General features: G+C 64.5%; 20 protein-coding genes and 1 pseudogene. 9 read left to right on the top strand and 12 right to left on the bottom strand.

Annotated features, from left to right (window positions below; translation table 11 throughout):
• Positions 1 to 30 precede the first annotated feature (30 nt).
• The 3 genes from AC1DDG_RS20980 to AC1DDG_RS20970 form a co-directional block, all read right to left on the bottom strand.
• Positions 31 to 612, bottom strand: a complete 582-nt coding sequence (locus tag AC1DDG_RS20980; RefSeq protein ID WP_476877596.1) for a CHAD domain-containing protein — start codon at positions 610 to 612, stop codon at positions 31 to 33.
• A 131-nt stretch (positions 613 to 743) separates the two neighbouring features.
• Positions 744 to 1,025 carry a hypothetical protein gene (locus tag AC1DDG_RS20975; RefSeq protein WP_476877595.1) on the bottom strand — a complete coding sequence of 94 codons (282 nt, stop codon included), beginning with the start codon at positions 1,023 to 1,025 and terminating at the stop codon, positions 744 to 746.
• A 120-nt stretch (positions 1,026 to 1,145) separates the two neighbouring features.
• Positions 1,146 to 2,264, bottom strand: a complete 1,119-nt coding sequence (locus AC1DDG_RS20970; RefSeq protein ID WP_476877594.1) for a Vgb family protein — start codon at positions 2,262 to 2,264, stop codon at positions 1,146 to 1,148.
• 173 nt (positions 2,265 to 2,437) lie between these two features.
• On the opposite strand from AC1DDG_RS20970, the gene AC1DDG_RS20965 reads away from it, so the two are divergent.
• On the top strand, positions 2,438 to 2,590 hold the full coding sequence (locus AC1DDG_RS20965; protein ID WP_230121343.1) for a hypothetical protein: 153 nt from the start codon (positions 2,438 to 2,440) through the stop codon (positions 2,588 to 2,590).
• Positions 2,591 to 3,196: 606 nt separating this feature from the next.
• On the opposite strand, the gene AC1DDG_RS20960 is transcribed toward AC1DDG_RS20965, so the two are convergent.
• The 4 genes from AC1DDG_RS20960 to AC1DDG_RS20945 form a co-directional block, all read right to left on the bottom strand.
• The gene (locus AC1DDG_RS20960; RefSeq protein ID WP_230121344.1) at positions 3,197 to 3,415 is read right to left on the bottom strand and encodes a three-helix bundle dimerization domain-containing protein; all 219 of its coding nucleotides are present in this window, start codon (positions 3,413 to 3,415) and stop codon (positions 3,197 to 3,199) included.
• A 109-nt stretch (positions 3,416 to 3,524) separates the two neighbouring features.
• Entirely contained in the window at positions 3,525 to 3,791 is a 267-nt protein-coding gene (locus AC1DDG_RS20955) for a GlsB/YeaQ/YmgE family stress response membrane protein (RefSeq protein ID WP_230121345.1), read from the bottom strand.
• A gap of 173 nt (positions 3,792 to 3,964) precedes the next feature.
• Positions 3,965 to 4,390, bottom strand: coding sequence for a hypothetical protein (locus tag AC1DDG_RS20950; RefSeq protein ID WP_476877593.1), 426 nt, complete (start codon positions 4,388 to 4,390; stop codon positions 3,965 to 3,967).
• A gap of 4 nt (positions 4,391 to 4,394) precedes the next feature.
• Positions 4,395 to 4,655 carry a hypothetical protein gene (locus AC1DDG_RS20945; RefSeq protein WP_476877592.1) on the bottom strand — a complete coding sequence of 87 codons (261 nt, stop codon included), beginning with the start codon at positions 4,653 to 4,655 and terminating at the stop codon, positions 4,395 to 4,397.
• 431 nt (positions 4,656 to 5,086) lie between these two features.
• On the opposite strand from AC1DDG_RS20945, the gene AC1DDG_RS20940 reads away from it, so the two are divergent.
• The 4 genes from AC1DDG_RS20940 to AC1DDG_RS20925 all read left to right on the top strand — a co-directional run bounded on the left by AC1DDG_RS20940 (position 5,087) and on the right by AC1DDG_RS20925 (position 7,835).
• The gene (locus AC1DDG_RS20940) at positions 5,087 to 5,746 is read left to right on the top strand and encodes a TetR/AcrR family transcriptional regulator C-terminal domain-containing protein (RefSeq protein ID WP_476877604.1); all 660 of its coding nucleotides are present in this window, start codon (positions 5,087 to 5,089) and stop codon (positions 5,744 to 5,746) included.
• A gap of 32 nt (positions 5,747 to 5,778) precedes the next feature.
• Positions 5,779 to 6,009: a zinc-ribbon domain-containing protein gene (locus AC1DDG_RS20935; protein ID WP_476877591.1), complete on the top strand. Its 231-nt coding sequence runs from the start codon at positions 5,779 to 5,781 to the stop codon at positions 6,007 to 6,009.
• Positions 6,010 to 6,519: 510 nt separating this feature from the next.
• Positions 6,520 to 7,164: an NADPH-dependent F420 reductase gene (locus AC1DDG_RS20930; RefSeq protein ID WP_476877590.1), complete on the top strand. Its 645-nt coding sequence runs from the start codon at positions 6,520 to 6,522 to the stop codon at positions 7,162 to 7,164.
• A 158-nt stretch (positions 7,165 to 7,322) separates the two neighbouring features.
• Entirely contained in the window at positions 7,323 to 7,835 is a 513-nt protein-coding gene (locus AC1DDG_RS20925; protein WP_476877589.1) for a hypothetical protein, read from the top strand.
• A gap of 131 nt (positions 7,836 to 7,966) precedes the next feature.
• On the opposite strand, the gene AC1DDG_RS20920 is transcribed toward AC1DDG_RS20925, so the two are convergent.
• Positions 7,967 to 8,638 carry a DNA alkylation repair protein gene (locus AC1DDG_RS20920; RefSeq protein WP_476877588.1) on the bottom strand — a complete coding sequence of 224 codons (672 nt, stop codon included), beginning with the start codon at positions 8,636 to 8,638 and terminating at the stop codon, positions 7,967 to 7,969.
• 313 nt (positions 8,639 to 8,951) lie between these two features.
• On the opposite strand from AC1DDG_RS20920, the gene AC1DDG_RS20915 reads away from it, so the two are divergent.
• The 4 genes from AC1DDG_RS20915 to AC1DDG_RS20900 are packed head-to-tail and all read left to right on the top strand — an operon-like array spanning position 8,952 to position 13,677.
• On the top strand, positions 8,952 to 10,403 hold the full coding sequence (locus tag AC1DDG_RS20915; RefSeq protein WP_476877587.1) for a GntP family permease: 1,452 nt from the start codon (positions 8,952 to 8,954) through the stop codon (positions 10,401 to 10,403).
• Positions 10,404 to 10,448: 45 nt separating this feature from the next.
• A complete protein-coding gene (locus tag AC1DDG_RS20910) occupies positions 10,449 to 11,699 on the top strand; it encodes a CaiB/BaiF CoA transferase family protein (RefSeq protein ID WP_476877586.1) in 1,251 nt (416 codons plus the stop codon).
• Entirely contained in the window at positions 11,696 to 12,685 is a 990-nt protein-coding gene (locus tag AC1DDG_RS20905) for a beta/alpha barrel domain-containing protein (RefSeq protein WP_476877585.1), read from the top strand. The genes AC1DDG_RS20910 and AC1DDG_RS20905 overlap by 4 nt, the downstream gene beginning before the upstream one ends.
• Positions 12,686 to 12,687: 2 nt before the next feature.
• Positions 12,688 to 13,677: a 2-hydroxyacid dehydrogenase gene (locus AC1DDG_RS20900; protein WP_476877584.1), complete on the top strand. Its 990-nt coding sequence runs from the start codon at positions 12,688 to 12,690 to the stop codon at positions 13,675 to 13,677.
• Between the two features lie 24 nt (positions 13,678 to 13,701).
• Here the strand turns inward: AC1DDG_RS20900 and AC1DDG_RS20895 are convergent, their stop codons facing one another.
• The 4 genes and pseudogenes from AC1DDG_RS20895 to AC1DDG_RS20880 all read right to left on the bottom strand — a co-directional run.
• Entirely contained in the window at positions 13,702 to 14,493 is a 792-nt protein-coding gene (locus AC1DDG_RS20895) for an IclR family transcriptional regulator (RefSeq protein ID WP_476877583.1), read from the bottom strand.
• Between the two features lie 62 nt (positions 14,494 to 14,555).
• Positions 14,556 to 15,218 carry a GntR family transcriptional regulator gene (locus tag AC1DDG_RS20890; RefSeq protein ID WP_476877582.1) on the bottom strand — a complete coding sequence of 221 codons (663 nt, stop codon included), beginning with the start codon at positions 15,216 to 15,218 and terminating at the stop codon, positions 14,556 to 14,558.
• A gap of 30 nt (positions 15,219 to 15,248) precedes the next feature.
• Positions 15,249 to 16,184, bottom strand: a complete 936-nt coding sequence (locus AC1DDG_RS20885) for a transketolase family protein (RefSeq protein ID WP_476877581.1) — start codon at positions 16,182 to 16,184, stop codon at positions 15,249 to 15,251.
• Positions 16,181 to 16,555, bottom strand: a pseudogene (locus tag AC1DDG_RS20880) (transketolase); the annotation flags it as partial. The gene AC1DDG_RS20885 and the pseudogene AC1DDG_RS20880, both read right to left, overlap by 4 nt.

The raw sequence follows: 16,555 nt of genomic DNA, 5'->3' as shown, positions 1-16,555 counted from the left end.
TTACAAGTCTGTACCTTGGCGAAGGATGGATCAGCCGTTCACGCGGTGGTGCGCGGCTGGATTCACTTTCGCAGGCGGGTCGGCGCAGAACGACTGAAGTTCCGAAATCAAGTGGAAGTAGCGGTCGGATTCGAGGGCAGCGAGTGCACTCTTGTAGGCGTTCTCGTATGCGTTTCCCGGTTCGTTTTCGACCGATGCAAAACCTAAGCCGAGCATGTTCAGCATGGGCAGTTGTTGGGCAGGCACGCGGGCCTGCTCGTCGCCGACGGTGGCGCGCCGCAGCGGACCCACGGACTTGGCTAGCCACTTTAGCTCGGCCCGGAGACGCTTGACGGCGGACTTGCGGAAGCATTTGCGGTGGATTTCCAGGATGGACCGGGAGCAACGGGCAGCCGCCCTCATTTTGCGGGCAGCATCCTGCGTTCCTGAACGCACACCCGGGTCATGGGCCAGCAGCTCGGCGAGCTGCTCCATGAGGAAGGATGTTGTTGACTCAATTTCCGGAGTCGTCGCGCTGTTGGGGATCCCATGTTGGCGCGGGCCCTTTTTGGAGGATGCCGTCCGGTCTTCCTGCGGCCGATCTGCTGCATCCGGCTTTTGAATGTCCGACATGTTGAACATCCCTTCGAGCGAGGTTCACACTCATCGTCCGCGCCTGCCGAGCGGGAACAGGTAGCCGCCAATACGGGGCGTAATGGCGGAAAGTTACATCGACACCCATGCCGTCAGGCCGCCTCACGACCTCAGGCCGCGGGCGCCTCCGTGTCCGTGCTCTCTGCAAGAGTCGTTGACGGTGCGTGGCTGATGGTCAGTTCGGCGGTGTCCACTAGCCGGCGTCCACCCGTCAGGAAGTCCATGATCCACAGGAGGCCGAGGTGCGGTGCGACGTCCGTTACTGTTCCCCGATGACGCACGTGTCCGTCTCGTCCGGCTTCGATTGTGTCGCCAGGATTCACGTCTTCAATTGCCACGCGGGGAGTCAACTGTTCGCATACGCAGGCAACGCGTTCGCCGTTGGTTCTCATGATGCATCCTCTCCCTACCCGCCCAGTCTGCGCTGCGAAGGTTTCTGCACAGTGTCCGCAGGATGACATTTATGGGGTGGGGAAGCGTCGCGGATCCCGCCAAAACGGGTCCCGAAAGTGTCAGGACCGTTGGCGGCGCCAAAAAGTAGCCAGGGTACCGGCCAGGACCAACCCAGCAGCGCCGAACGCAGCAGCCAGCCATGGAGAACCCTGGCCCTCGGGAGCGCCGGCGGCCTGAGCGGAGGCTGGCGGTGAAGGAACGGCGGTTGGTGACGCCGCATCAGACCCGGTGGCGGCCGGCGCCAGGACCGTCAGGGCGGCACTGGCCCGGTTCGCGACGACGACGGTCCCGTCCGGCGTCACCGCTAGGCGTCCTGGATCCTTGCCCGTCGCGACAGTACGCGTTGCTTCTGCAGCTCCAGGTGGAATGATCGACAGGGTCTGGTCCGCACTGTTCGTGACGTATGCGGTGCCGTCAGGAGCTACTGCGACCTCCTGTGGCCCGTGGCCTACCCAGACACTGCGGGCCACAGTTGTGGCGCCTGGTTCGATCACCGCGACTTCGTCGCGCTTGATGGTCACGACGTAGAGAGTGCCGTCCGGCCCGGTGGCTATTCCATGCGGGTTAGCGGTAGCGCCGACGTCGATAGTGCTGGCGGCGCGTACCGCGCCGGGCGGGATGACAGAAACGGTGCCTGCGTACTGGTTCGTGACGAACGCCGTCCCGTCCTCCGCCACGGCCACCTGGCTGGCGCCGGAGCCAACAGGGATGTTCCGGTCCACTGAAGTGCCCTGCGGGAGGATTACGGACAAGGTGCGCTCCGACGGGTTTACGACATAGAGCGAACCGTCGGGCCCAACAGTCAACCGATGCTCTCCGGGCGAAACGGGGATGGTCTTCGTTACGGCATCCGCGTCCTTGGCTATGACGCCGATCTCCATTCCGCCCGGGCCGCCCTGCAGGACATAGAGGGTTCCGTCCGGAGCTGCCGCAAGCGAGGATGGATAACGGCCAGTGCTAATAGTCCGCGAGGGTTCCCGTGCACCTGGTCGAAGTACCTGGATGCCGCCAGGAAGTCCGTAGTTCGATACATAAACCGTGCCAGCGGAGTCCGTGGCAACACCTAGGGGAACGCCACCGACATCAATGACCGAGCCTTCATCGGCCCCGACCGGCGCAGCACCGAGCAGTAGGAGAGCGCCGACCGCAGCGGCCGCCGACACCTTGACAAATTTCACGACTCTTTCCCCCAATACACGCTTGACCGGCAAGATATCCGGTGCGCTCCTTGAGCCTACAGGCCACAACAATGTTCAGATCCACGGGGGTCCAGCGGGGAGCAGAGCGACGCTTCTGGTGCCAATCAGTGCAAGCTCCTGGGCCGCATTTGCCGGGGGCGTAGGATGCCGGTATGGGACTAATAATTGCACTTCTGGTCATCTGGCTTGTTCTTTCAATCGTTGGCTTTGCTGTGAAGGGCCTGATTTGGCTGGCCATCATCGCCCTCATCTTGTTTGTCGCTACGGGCGTGTGGGGCTGGGTGAAGCGGAAGGCTAACGCCTGATCCGCGACTTGGTCTGCCTCAGGGGCTGCACCGGGATGGCGCGGGCACCGCTTTCGTTTGCCACCCAAACTCACAAAACACGTAGAAGCGGACTGACTAGCCGCTCTTGCCGCAGGTCAAGTAGCCGGACCTTGAACGCTCCGGCTACGAAGTAGCGCCAGCCGCCAGAAGCCTCACCCGCGAGCTACAGCGAGATGGTGCCGCCGGGCCCAACATTGATTGATGGGGACAGGGTCCGGCGGCTTGGTCGGTCAGTTCATGGGGTGCGCCTCCCGACCAGATACTGAGAGTCTGCTGCGAGGACCCTAGAGATAGCCAGTAAACCTTGGGGAGATCGACGGGCCGGACTCCTGCAGTGTCATCTCTGGCCTGGTCAGTGGCGCTGGTGCAAGCGAACCGCCCCTGCAACGTTCGGTGATGAGCCGCGCCGGCACGCAGACGGGCCCGATTGCTGCGGTGTCCTTCTTTAGCGGTGCCGGGATGGGGGCGGAGGGGGGACGGAACTTGCTGTGCCCGACTGGGTCGCTGTGACAAAGCGCTTTGCCCGGCGCGGCCATGCAGGAGGTTTCGTGCCGGAGGGTCTCAGGTCGTGGTCTCGCGGGGATCTCAGATTTCCGTGGCCTGAGCGGAGAACTCGCGGTCGAGTTTGTTTCTGGCACCGCGCTCGACCAGGGTCGGGATGTAGGTCCGGATCCTACCGGCATCCAGTGTTTCGTATTCTTCCGTGACGAGCTGGGTGACCAGGGGCCGGGGTGCGTCCGGATAGCGTGCGGCGAGCCGGTCAGTGACTTTTGCGATCGTGTCGTGCTTTTCCGTGTCGTCCATGCACCCAGTCTGAGGCCGGTGGACCGTGGAATCCATCAGCTTCCTTACAGTCCGCGGAAGGGGCTGGACGCTTCTCCGGTCCGAACCGGCCACGTTGGCCGGCCGTGCTTCAGACGCGGCTTCTCCGGCCGGCGACGGCTCCGTAGATGAGCAGCACGATGACGGCTCCGAGTATTGACAGCAGCCAGGTCCTGAGGTCGAAGAAGTCGGCCAGACCGCCGCCGAAGATCAGGGAACCGATCCATCCGCCGAGTATTGCCCCGACAACTCCCAAAATGAGGGTGAGTATCCATCCGCCGCCCTGTCTGCCGGGCAGGATGGCTTTGGCTATTGCTCCTGCGATGAGGCCCAGCAGAAGAAATCCTAGAATTCCCATGACGTCGTGTCCTTTCGATGTGAACAATGCCGTGCAATTCCCGATACCCAAGGTTAGTCAGCATACTTACTAATACACAAGGCTTTGGGCCCCACTCGCTCCTGAATGTTGTCTCGCAGAGACCGGAAGAATGGTCTGCGCAGGCGGCGGCGCTGGGGTCCCGGTGGCTGGGCCTAGTGCGGTATTTCCATTTGGAAGCCGCACCGGCAGCGCAGTACGCGGGTCCGGAGGTAGGCCCCGAGGAAGTCTGCTGGCCGGGGCTGGGTTGAGAGTGGTGTGTGGGAATTTCTCAGGTCCGGATCGGTGGGGGACATGGGTTCCCCGCAGTGGATGTACTGGGCACCCAGGTGCACGACGTCATCGGTGTTGGTTGACCGGGCCAGGATTGCGGCGACGAAGTGTGCGGTGGTGGACAGGACGCGGGAGCCGCCGCAGTTGGCGCAGTTGAAGGCCACGGCGAGGGTTTCCCTGCGGCGGTCCATGACGGTGATGGAGTCCACGGCGAGGTGCAGGTCGGTGTCGCAGGTGGCGCACCAGGGGCGGCTCCCGCGGGGCTGGTGGGCGTCCCGGGGGAGGTAGGTGTTGGCGGTGGTGCTCAAGGGCTCAGACCAGGCCGGGGTAGCTGGCCAGGATGTAGTCGGCGGCGGCCGGGCCCCTCATGCGGAGGCCGCTGTGGCCGGGACGGACGCGCCTCTTGCGCATCGCGGCCCAGAACTCGCTCTCCGGCCGCGGCACGCACTGGTTGAGGAAACACCAGCTGGTGTACAGGCCGTAGAGGCAGTCCCGTCCGAGGGCGGCCTCGGACCGGTCGTCGGTGGTGATGGTGGCTTCTGCAAGGAATTGGTCGAACTGGGACGTTGCCATGGGGGTGGCCCTTTTCGGCGGGGTGCGCTGTGTGCCGCCATGTGGCTATAGCAGCTGAACCTCAGTGCGTGCACACGGCACTGAGGCGGTCGCCCGGTTCTTTGGAACTCTGCGGTACGGACGGGCTGTGCGTGGTGCGCAGTCACGGGCATCTGACGCGGAGTGAACGGCCGGTGGGCCGTGCGCTGGAGTCCGCTTCGTAGGACCTGTATTAGCACTTGTCTACGATGTAGACTTTACCCGTAGACCAGGCAGGAAGCAAGCTTCTTGCCTCGTATAAAGCCAGCGATTATCCGACCAGATCAGGATGGAAACCCGTGCCGCCCTCAAACACTCCGATCGACGGTTCCCCTGCCTGGGAGAAAGCCGCCGGGCAGAAACCTGCCGCCGGGAAGCCTGCCGGCGGGAAGCCTGCCGGGGAGAAGCCCAGGCTGAGCCGGGACCTCGTGCTCTCCACCGCACTGGCACTGGTGGACGCGGAAGGACTCGACGCGCTCACCATGCGCCGGCTGGGGCAGGACCTTGGCCGGGACCCGATGAGCCTGTACCGCTACGCCGCCAATCGTGCCGCGCTGCTGGATGGGGTGACGGAGCTTGTCCTGAAGGAGCTTTCCATCTTCCCGGACCGCCCGGACTGGCAGGCACAGCTCCGGCAGATCGCCCATGACCTGCGCCTCCTGGCGCTGCGGCATCCGAACGTCGTGCCGTTGCTCGTGACCCGGCCGCTGTCCACGCCCCTGGGCCTGCGCCCGCTGGGGACGCTGCGCCCGCTTGAGCAGATCCTGTCGTTGCTGATCGACGCCGGGTTCGCCCCTGCCGACGCATTGCACGTCTACCGGGCCTACTACGGGTTCCTGTACGGCCACATCCTCAATGAACTGCAGGAATTCATCGTCGATCCCGAAGAAAACGAAGCGCTCCTGCGCCTGGGCCTGCACCGCCTGCCGGCGAAGGAATTCCCCCGCCTCCGCGCCCTGGGTCCGGTGCTCGCGGACTACGACGGGGCGGCCGAACTGGACCAGGGCCTCAGCATCCTGCTCTCCGGCCTGACAGCGCACCTCCCGACGCCCGGCCACCCAACCACCGCGTGAACGGTGACGATGATGTTTGAAAGGTACAAACAATGCTTCTGCTCTTTGGTCTCAAAACCGTCCTGCGCTCCTTGCCGGGCCGGGTTGCCACCTGCCAGTCCTGCGGGCTCTCCGTCCACCACCACCTCGAAGAACGCGCCACCAAATTCACGCTGTTCTTCATACCCGTCTTCACCACGTCCAGGTCCTACCGCATCACCTGCTCCACCTGCAGACAGATGTCAACGATCAACTCCCGCCAGAAAAACGCGCTGACCCGCTGACAGCGGCGCCCCGACTTGCAGGCTCATGCCCGGTAATTTGCGTAAGCGGCGGCGGCCACTGGTCAGGCGCCTTGCCCATCCGTGGGAGATGTCATCTGCGCAGATGAGTAGCCAGGCATCCACAAAGACAGGTATTCGCCACTGGTGCCTGATCCGGACGACAAGTGTTGACTTAAAGGCGAAGCAGCCTTGCTTGCCCCGCCGCGGGGGCTCAGCGGCTGCTTCGCCATTTTCCGCTCGCACTGCGTTCGGCGCACTGCGTTCGGCGTATGACCGGGCCGGCGACGAAGACGTACTGAAAGCCTTCTGAACCCGGGGCTTTGGTACCGGCACTCCTTCGCTCAAATTTCCCAGGCCTGTAGCCCGGACGATCCGTAGTGGGCGGGGCAGGCCGTGAATATGCGATCCATTGATGACGTCAACCGGATCTGAAAGAGGCGCCTGACCCCGTTTACGGCCCGTCCCTGCGGCCATAGTGTTACAGCCATCACCCATAATCTGGAGGTTGAGATGACAACTGCAATCATCGGCATCGGCAACATCGGTTCCCGGGTCGCCCGCAACCTTGTTCATGGCGGTGAGCCGGTCATAGTTGCAGCCCGCGACCAATCTGCTGCTGACGCCCTGGCAGACGAACTGGGAGAGCTGGCGAGTTCGGCGACCGTTGCCGACGCCGTGTCGGAGGCCGACGCTGTCCTTTTTGCCGTGTGGCTGGACACGGAGAAGGAACTTATTTCCCAGCTATCGCAGGCACTGGCCGGCAAGGTGGTCATCGACCCGTCCAACCCGATAGAGCCGGACGACCACGGTGGCTATACCAACACGCTGCCCGCCGGCCAATCGGCAGCCTCTGTTGTCGCCGGCCTGCTTCCGGCCGGCGCTCACCTCGTGAAGGCCTTCGGCACATTGGGGGCCGACGCCCTGGGGTCAGCGGCCAACCGGCCATCCGGCCGGGCAGTTCTGTTTTACGCAACCGATGATGACACGGCGGCCGAAACGGCCGAGCGGCTAATCAGCGCCTCCGGCTTCGATCCCGTGAAAATCGGGGGAATCGAAGCAGCCGGCCGCATCGAACTAATGCTAGGCGACCTGCACCAGAACGGCGGGCTCGGCGGAAAGCTGCTTACCGTCACCGAGGCTCGCTCAGCCCTCTAGAGCAGCGGCGCCAAATCCATTGGGGCTGTTGCCCTTTGGCTTTGTCGGTGGCCCAGCCTTACGGCCACAGTATTCGTGGCCTGGCCCGGTCCTTCCCGGTTGGGTGGAGATGTGAACCGGGGTGAGAGTCCTAGTTGGAAAGCGTCGAAGGGGTTGCCATGAAGCGCCGGCCGCTGCCGTCCTTTGTTTTGATCGGTGTTTTGGCGCTCACGGGATGCGGTGGCCTTGCTGCGCGTCAGGCCGGTCCCGGTCCCGTTACCTCGACGGCGAGCCCCTTTGCTTGCAGCGACGCCAAGTACCGCGAGAGCGTGAACCGTGATCCTTTCGAGTGCAAGAACTTTACTTCGACGGCAGGCACCGACTACCGCCACGACCTGACCTGGCTCGCCACGAATCCTCTTCGCATGAGCTTCAGCCGAGTGAACGGAACGCTGACCATGACGGTCCGGATGCCTTGCGGCACGCTGAACGTACCCTCGGCAGTAGCTGCCCGCACGCTCACTACTGACCCGGAACGGCTGGCTGAAACAGCCAATGGGTGCTCCGGCACCACGGGGGACATCCGGCGGTGGACGGTCAGCTTCCTGAAGTCGCCCCTGACGTACTCCCTCACCGAGCGGGCCCTCGTGCTCACCAACGATCTGGGCCAGATCGAATTTAAACAGCCTTAGTGTCGTGCAGGGCCCGAGCACACACGGGCGTTTCAAGGGGGAAATATCCCTTGCCGTCAGGCGGCCACTAGAACCCTTGATTTTCCGCTGCGCCAGGGCCGGCAGCGGCCCAGGCGTGAGCGCGAACCTTCCTACCGAACGTGCAGTCGTCGCACCATCTCGGTGATCCAGATGGGCGCGAACGGGGACGTGCAGCCCGGGGGAGTCGGGTAATCCTTGAGCACCTCCAGGCGCTCACCGATGTCGATTGCACGGGCGCGGTACTCGGCGTGCTCGATCCCGATCTGAGCCAGGCAGTGGTTCATCGCCCACTGCAGGCGAGCCGGCGCGTCTCTCATCTCCGCCTCGATGACATCGAGCAGTCCAGCGAGGTCCAGGCCATCGGGCATTTTCGCCACGCGTTCGGCGGTCAGCGCCCAGCCGGCACTCGCGGCCACGGGATCCACATCGGCGAACCAGGCCAGGCGCAGCTCTTCTGAGTGCGGGTTCTTCTTCACCACGTAGTTCACGAGCCAGTCGTGCACCTTGGGAGTGCGTGCCGCGCGCAACATGAGGTCCAACTCGTCACGCTCGAACGCCTTCGGCCGGCAGATCAGGATCGCCAGCAGTTTCGCTGCAGTGTCACCCGTCTCCCAGAGTTGGCGCGCCAGATCCTGCTGCGTCTTCAGCCGCTTCGCGAGCGTGCGCAGTTTGCTGAGGTTCACACCGTGATCGTCACCGTGTCTCTCGTTCACCTCGCGGGTCCTCGGGTCCTCGAGCGCGGCCAACTCGGCCATCACCTCGGCCATCGCAGTCTCGGCCATTTCAGCCTCCTGTCCGTCACGTGTGAGGTTCAGCCTAGTAGAAAAGCGGGGCCAACCAGCTGATTAGCGAGGGCATAGTCCAGAAGCAGAAGCCCTCTCCACAATTGCCCGCGGACGCCGTCGTCGGGAGGTAGGCGGCCGGTCCGCGCGGGCTCGATGGGTCGCCAACCGAACGTCACAGACGAAGTCTCCTTCCGAAACGCCTTGCAATATGAGTTTAATCCCATAATATGGGTTTAGTGATGTGGCCCTCCTCACGGCGCCCATCTGCTCCCAAGCCTTCAATGTGGAAGGCCTAACGATCGGATTCCCCATGTCAGACATAGCTGTACTGATCAATACGGCAGTGGCGGTTTTAGCCGCCGTCGTGCTGATCGTCCGTTTCAGAGTCAATCCCGTCATCGCCCTGGTCATCGGCTCGGTGTACCTGGGCCTCGCCGCCGGCCTCGGCGTCGAAAAAACAGTCAAGACCATCACGTCCGGTTTCGGTGACATCATGGTGGATGTGGGCTTGCTCATCGCCTTCGGTGTGCTGATGGGCTCCATCCTCAACCAGAGCGGCGCGATCCGGCGCCTCGTGGAGCACTTGCTGAATACGTTCGGCCCCAAGCGCCTGCCCTACACCATGGGCCTCGCCATCGGAACGGTCCTGCAATCCATTTTCCTGGACGTGCTCCTCGTCATCTCCGCTCCCTTGGCACGCAAGCTGGCACCGAAGATCGGCAAACTCGGCACCGCCCGGATGGCAACCGCCATGGCCATCGCCCTCGAATGCGGCATCGTCTTCACGGTTCCCGGCGTCGCCTCCCTGGCCCTTGCCGGCCTGCTAAATGTGCCGCTCGGAAAAATGCTGCTCTTCGGCCTGCTCCTGGTCATCCCGACCATCATCATTTCCATTGCCATCATGACGTTCCTCTTCCGCCGCGGTTTCTGGAACGAAGCGAAGGATGAGGACCACACCTTCGTGGAGGAGGAAGACCAGGAAGGTGAAGAGGAAGCGTACGACGGCGGCACCAAGGCTTCCGCTTCAGCGTCACCTGGCGGACGCACCCCCGGCTCCGGCGGTCCTGGTGCCCGACTGGCCGGCGCGGCCGTTGCAGTGGCGGAACGCGAAGAAAAGCAGGCGCCTCTCATCCTGCTCTTCGCCCCGCTCCTGACCTCACTGCTCCTTATCGGAGCCGGCGCTATTCTGCAGATTCTCAAGCTCGACCTGCCCTGGCTTCAGCTCCTCGGCGAGCCGGTCATTGCCCTGCTTATCGGCCTGATCGGCACCTGCCTCGTCACCCGTTCCGCCATCGGCCAGCAACGGGTCGAGCAGGCCATCACCGTCGGCTTCAAGGAAAGCGGACAGATCTTGATCCTCACCGGCGTAGGAGGGTCACTGGCTGCAACAGTCGCCGCTGCCGGCCTCGGTCACATCCTGGGCGGCTTCTTCTCGGCGAGCACCGTCGCCCCGCTCCTCGTCGTCTGGGCCATCGCGGCGGTGCTGCACATCGCCGTCGGCTCCGTCACGCTGTCCGCCATCACCGCAGCCGGGTTGCTGGCTCCGATTGCTCCTGCCATCGGACTGGATCCTGTCCTCCTCGCCCTGTCGGCCGGCGCTGGATCTCTGTTCATGGTCCACGTCACCAGCAACACCTTCTGGCTCCTGCAGTCACTGCTGGGGCAGAGCGTGCGGGGTGCGCTGAAGTCGGTGACCGTCGGGGTGTCGGTGGCCTCCGTCGTCGCCATCCTGCTGATCATGCCCATGAGCCTGCTCTTCTGACCGGGCGCACGTCCCCGGTAAGAACCTGCACGAAAGAAGAACGACATGACACAGACACGCATAGCACCCCTGGAGGGAGTCCGGGTTCTTGAGCTCGGCAACTACATAGCAGCGCCCACTGCAGGCAGGCTCCTTGCCGACTTCGGTGCCGAAGTGATCAAGGTCGAGCGGCCCGGAACCGGCGACGAGCTGCGCAACTGGCGCCTGCACAGGGGTGACACTTCCATGCTGTATCGGACGATCAACCGGAACAAGAAGTCCGTGGTGCTGGACCTCCGAACCGAAGCAGGCAAACAGGCCGTGCTGGCGCTCGTTGCAAAGTCGGACATCCTGCTGGAAAACTTCCGGCCAGGCACGCTCGAGAAGTGGGGCCTTGGCCCCGAAGTCCTCAACGAAGCCAACCCGGACCTGATCATCACCCGTATCTCGGCCTTCGGGCAGACGGGCCCGCTGTCCGCGCGGCCCGGCTTTGCCGCCGTTGCCGAAGCGTACGGAGGCTTCCGCAACCTGGTGGGCGACCCGGACCGCGCACCGGTCCGGGTGGGCGTCTCCATCGGAGACTCAATCGCGGGACTCTACGCAGCCTTCGGCTCCATGATGAGCCTGTACCAAAGGGAGGCACGACGCCGGGACGCGGCCGGCGCTGCGCCGCTCACCGAGCGCGTCATCGACGTCGCGCTCAACGAAGCCATGTTCTCCATGATGGAATCGCTCATTCCGGACTACCAGGCGTACGGCGTGGACCGGCAGCGTGTCGGCGGCCGGATGGAAGGGATAGCCCCTTCCAACGCGTACCTCTGCGGGGACGGCGCAAGCATCGTCGTGGCCGGCAACGGAGACTCGATTTACCAGCGGTACATGCACACCATCGGACGTCCTGATCTGGCCACGGATCCGTCGTTGCAGACCAACGCCGGGCGCTGGGCGCGGCGCGAAGAACTGGACCAGGCCATCGGGACATGGGCGGGGGAGCTGGACGCTGCCGACGCACTCGCAGCGCTCGATGCCGCCGGCGTGCCTGCCGGCCCCATCTACACGGCGGCCGATATCAGCACCGACAGCCAGTACGCAGCCCGCAACATGATCCAGAAATTCGACGTTTCCACCGGGGACGAAATCCTGCCCGGCGTCGGATTCCCCGGCATTGTCCCCGTCATCGGAGAACAGTCTCTCCCCATCCGGAACCTCGGCCCTGACCTGGGCGAAAACACCGAAGAAATCCTTAGCGGGCTCCTCAACATGGACCCCGCAGAAATCAGTGCGGCCTCCGGCCGCGAGGAGGCCCTCCAGCCATGAACCGCCACGAAACCAGCCTTGCTGCAATGCTGGGCAACACCATCCTCAGGGACGTGACCCTGCGGGACGGGCTCCAGCTCACCGGAAAAGTTCTCCCCACCGAACGCAAAGTCGACACGGTCCGGGAACTGCTGCGCCTGGGCGTGCCCGCCATTGAACTTGGATCCATGGCCCGCCCGGACCTCGTCCCCACCATGGCCAACACGCTGGAAGTCGTTCAGGCCCTCACGCCCGGGGAACTGGAAAAGTGCTGGATCTGGGTAGCCACCCCAGGCCATGTAGCCAAGGCCGCCGCCGCCGGGGCGCGGAATTTCCAGTACTGCCTGTCGGCGTCGGACTCGCACAACAAGGCGAACATCGGCCGCACCACGGAGGAAAGCCTCGCTGCCCTGCCTGAGGCGGTCGCGTACGCCAAGGCCGTTGGCGGGCAGATCCAGCTTTGCATCGCCACGTCATTCACCTGCCCGTTCGAGGGAATGGTGCCCGAGGAACGAGTCCTGTCCATCGCCAACGACCCCCGCGCCGAGGGCACCACGGACATCGTTCTCTGCGACACCCTCGGGCAGGCAGTCCCGGCCCAGGTGTCGGGGCTGATCGCCCGGGTCCGGGAAGAATCCCCGGCCCGGCGGATCGTCTATCATGGCCACGACACCTGGGGCCTGGGCGTGGCCAACACCCTTGCCGCCATCCAGGCCGGCGCCGCCATGGTGGATGGCGCGCTCGGCGGCCTGGGCGGCTGCCCCTTTGCCCCGGGCGCCAGTGGCAACACATCGAGCGAGGACATCCTCTTCGCCACCCGGCCAGGATGGCTGACCACGGAAATTTTCGGGGAACTGGTGGTCCTTTCCGAGAAGCTGCTTGCCGAACTGGGCGAGCACAACCGCTCCAAAGCTGCCCAAGGCGCCCGGTCCAACGCCGCAGCCTTCGACTGGGTCCTCCCGTCAGACAGCACAACGCCCACACCCTGCACCTCAGGAGGCAACTAAGCGTGGGCAACAGTTTCCTGGTCACCACAGCCATTCCGGAACCCGGACTCCAACTGCTGTCCGACGCCGGCCGGGTTACCGTTCTGCCCGACCCGCCTGACTACGATGCCTTGGCGGCGCTGTGCGCCTCAGGCGATTTCGGCGTCGTCCTCACCCAGCTGCGCGATGTCATCGACGCGCCGCTGCTGGCCGGCGCCCGCCTGCGGGGCGTGTCCAACTTCGCCGTCGGGTACAACAACATCGACGTTGAGGCCGCCACCCGGCACGGCATCCTGGTGGGCAACACCCCCGGCGTGCTGACGGACGCGACGGCCGACATCGCCATGCTGCTCATCCTGGGCACGGCGCGCCGGGTGGTCGAGGCCGACCGGCTGGTCCGCGACGGAAAGTTCCTGGGCTGGGAACCGGAGCTCCTGCTGGGCCGCGACGTCTCCGGCGCGGTGCTGGGCCTGGCCGGCTTCGGACGGATTGCCCGCGCCACGGCCCGGCGCGCGCTGGGGTTCGGCATGCAGGTGCTCTTCTCGCCCCGGCCTCCGGGTGACCGTCCCGTCAGCGCGGCGGAACTCGGCGAGTTTGCGGGCAAGGTCCGGCAGGCGCCGTGGGATGAGCTGGTGGAGCGCAGCGACTTCCTCTCCCTGCACGTCCCGCTCAGCGCTCAGACCCGGCATCTGGTGGACGCAGACGTGCTGGAGCGCATGAAGCCCGATGCCATCCTGATCAACACCGCCCGCGGGCCGATCGTAGACGAGACGGCCCTCGTGGATGCCCTCCGCAACGGCGTCATCGCCGGCGCCGGACTGGACGTATTCGAGGACGAACCGAAGCTGGCTCCCGGCCTGGCTGAGCTGCCGAACACGGTCCTCCTCCCGCATGTCGGCAGCGCCACGGTTCCCGTCCGCAGCGAAATGGCCCGCCTCAGCGCGCTGAACGCGGTGGCCATCGCCGAAGGACGCACCCCGCCCCATGCGGTCAACTACCTCGCCAGCGCATGACGGGCCCGCGTTTCCTGGCGGGCGTTAGGTCTCGCCGGGAAACCGGCCACCAATTAGTCTCGTCATGTGCTCTGCTGTGGCAAGCAGGGGCTCCAGCCAGGATTCACAGGTCTCCAACGGCATCCGCAGGGTGGGCCCGCTGATGGTCACTGCCCCCACCAGTCCGGCTGCCGAATCGAATACGGGAGCCGAAAGACCCGAGGCTCCGTCTTCGCGCTCACCCACGGTTATGGCAAACCCGTCCACCCGCGTCTTCTTAACCGCGGCTTCCAGATCCTCGGAGCTGGTGATTGTGGATTCCGTGATGGACTCCAATGGATCCCGCAGGACGGCGTCCATCAGATCCTGATCCCACGCCAAAAGTACGCGTCCGGCGGAGCCCGCGTGCAGCGGAAGAACCTTGCCAAGGTGCATCTCGCGCCGAAGCGCATGGCGCGTGTCTGCCATGGCCACGCAAACGCGGTAATGCTGCTCTGCCTTGAAGAAACACGCAGTCTCGCCCGTGGTGTCGCGCAGCGTCTTGAGCAGCGGACTCAGGATGTCTATGACTTCCATTCCGCGAGTTGCCGGAGCCGCCCAGAAGGCCATGCGCATTCCGATGCGGTAGGCATCGTCCTCCCGGTCAAGGAATCCCTGGGACATCAGATTCGTGACAAGCCGCTGGACAGTGGAGGTCGGCATCCCCGTGTGCTCGCGGATGTCACTCAGCGACAAGACCGGCTTGGACAGGGAGAAAGCATCCAGGATGGAGGATATTTTTCCGAGAACAAGCAATGGGTTGCTGCTGGACTTCGCAAGAGCATCGGACGTGGACATAGAACTCACGCTAGACGCTGGCGGCAGCCGAATCCACTCGCCTCCCCGCAGTGGCGGCGCCCCTAGGCGACCAGGTTGTCGGCCGCGGTGTCCATGTGTTCGCGGATGGTCTTGCGTGCCAGGGAGGCGTCGCCGGTTTCAATGGCGGCCACGATGTCGTGGTGCCGGTCCACGCTCATGTTCGAAACACCCCTTTCCAGGCCGGCGAACATGATGGACATCCGGATAGACCCCTCCAAGGCTTCCCAGGAATGGAGCAGGGTCTCGTTGCCGGTGAGGCGGCACAGGGTGCGGTGGAAGTCCATGTCGGTTTCGATGCGCTGTTCGAGGGTGCCCTTTGTCGCGGCCGCCATTACTTCGATGGCGGTACGCAGTGATGCGATGACGTGCTGACGGTCCGGCAGTTCGCACAGCGTGCGGGCGGCCAAGGATTCGAGGGCGGCACGTACGGAGAAGATGTCGCGGATTTCCTTGGCATCCAGGTGGCGGACCGACAGGCGTCCCCGCGGGCCGGCGGACAGCAAACCTTCCTGCTCCAACTGGCGCAGGGCCTCGCGGAGGGTACCGCGGCTGATCTGCAGCATGTCGGACAGTTCCGTTTCCACCAAGTGCTTGCCGGGTTCCAGCTCGCCGCTGGTGATGGCGGTGCGCAGCGCGGAAAGCGCTTGCTCGCGGAGGCTTTTCTTTTGCAGTCCCAGCAGGGTTGCGGGTGCTCCGGCGGCCATCATCGTTCCTCAATGTCAGGGGTCGACTGTTTACAGTCGTATGTCCGGCAGCGCCACAGGCACTACGCGCTTGCCGAGTCCGGCCGTGACGACCGCGGAAGCGACTGTTTCGAACAGCCCGCCTATGACGCTGTGGTTTTCCAGCGTCACTGCCAGCCGGTCCGTGTTCAGTTCGGCCAGGACCGTAGCGGCGTCGAACGGCTTGATGGTGGGTGCATGGACGACGGCGACATCGACGTTGTGTGCTGCCAGGGCCTTGGCAGCCTGAAGTGCGCGCATGGTCATCAGCCCGCTGGAGACGAAGACGACGTCATTGCCGCCGCGCAGGACTTTGGCTTTGCCGAGTTCGAACGTGTAGCCGTATTCGTCCAGGACGGTGGGGACGTTGCCGCGAAGCAGGCGCAGGTAGGTGGGGCCTTCACTGGCCGCCAGCTGGGGGACCGCCTGTTCTATGTCGATTGAGTCGCAGGGGTCCACGATGGTCAGGTTGGGCATGCCGCGGAAGATGGCCATGTCCTCGGTGGCCTGGTGGCTGGGGCCATAGCCGGTGGTCAGCCCGGGGAGGCCGCCCACGATGTTCACGTTGAGGTTCGGTTCGGCGCTGTCCAGGCAGAGGAAGTCGTAGGCGCGGCGGGCAGCGAAAACGGAGTAGGTGGAGGCGAACGGCACCAGGCCGGTCTCCGCAAATCCGGCGGCGGCGCCGAAGAGCAGCTGTTCGGCCATTCCCATCTGGAAGAACCGTTCCGGGAAGGCCTGGGCGAAGATGTGCATGTCCGTGTACTTGCCCAGGTCCGCGGTGAGGCCGACGATCCGATCGTTTTCCTGTGCGGCCTTGACCAGCGCGTGTCCGAACGGGGCGGAAGCGGTCTTTTGGCCGGGATCGGCGAAGGACGCGATCATGGCCGAGGTCTTCAGCTTCGGTGCGGTGGCCTTCACTGCGGTGGTCTTGACTGCGGCGGTGCTCATCGGGTGGCCTTTCCTTCGTATCCTGCGGTCAGTTGCTCTCGGCAGAGCTGCCATTCGTGTTCTTCGATGCGCATGAAGTGCGCCTTCTCGCGGTCTTCGAGCAGCGGCACGCCGCGGCCCACTTTCGTGTCGCAGAGGATCACGGAAGGACGTCCGACGGCGGCGGCCTGGGCTGCTGCGTTGTCGAAGGCGTGCAGGACGTCGGCCATGTTGTTCCCGTCCACGCGCTGGGTGTACCAGCCGAAGGCTTCCCACTTTTCCGTCACGGGTTCGGTGCGCAGCACCGTGTCCGTCTTGCCGTCGGCCTGCAGGGCGTTGATGTCGACCATGGCGGTGAGGTTGCCCAACTGGTGGTGGTGTGCGCCCATGGC

The sequence above is a fragment of the Arthrobacter sp. 10L430 genome (genome assembly GCF_056395245.1).
This window is presented reverse-complemented; position numbering and strand designations above follow the sequence as displayed.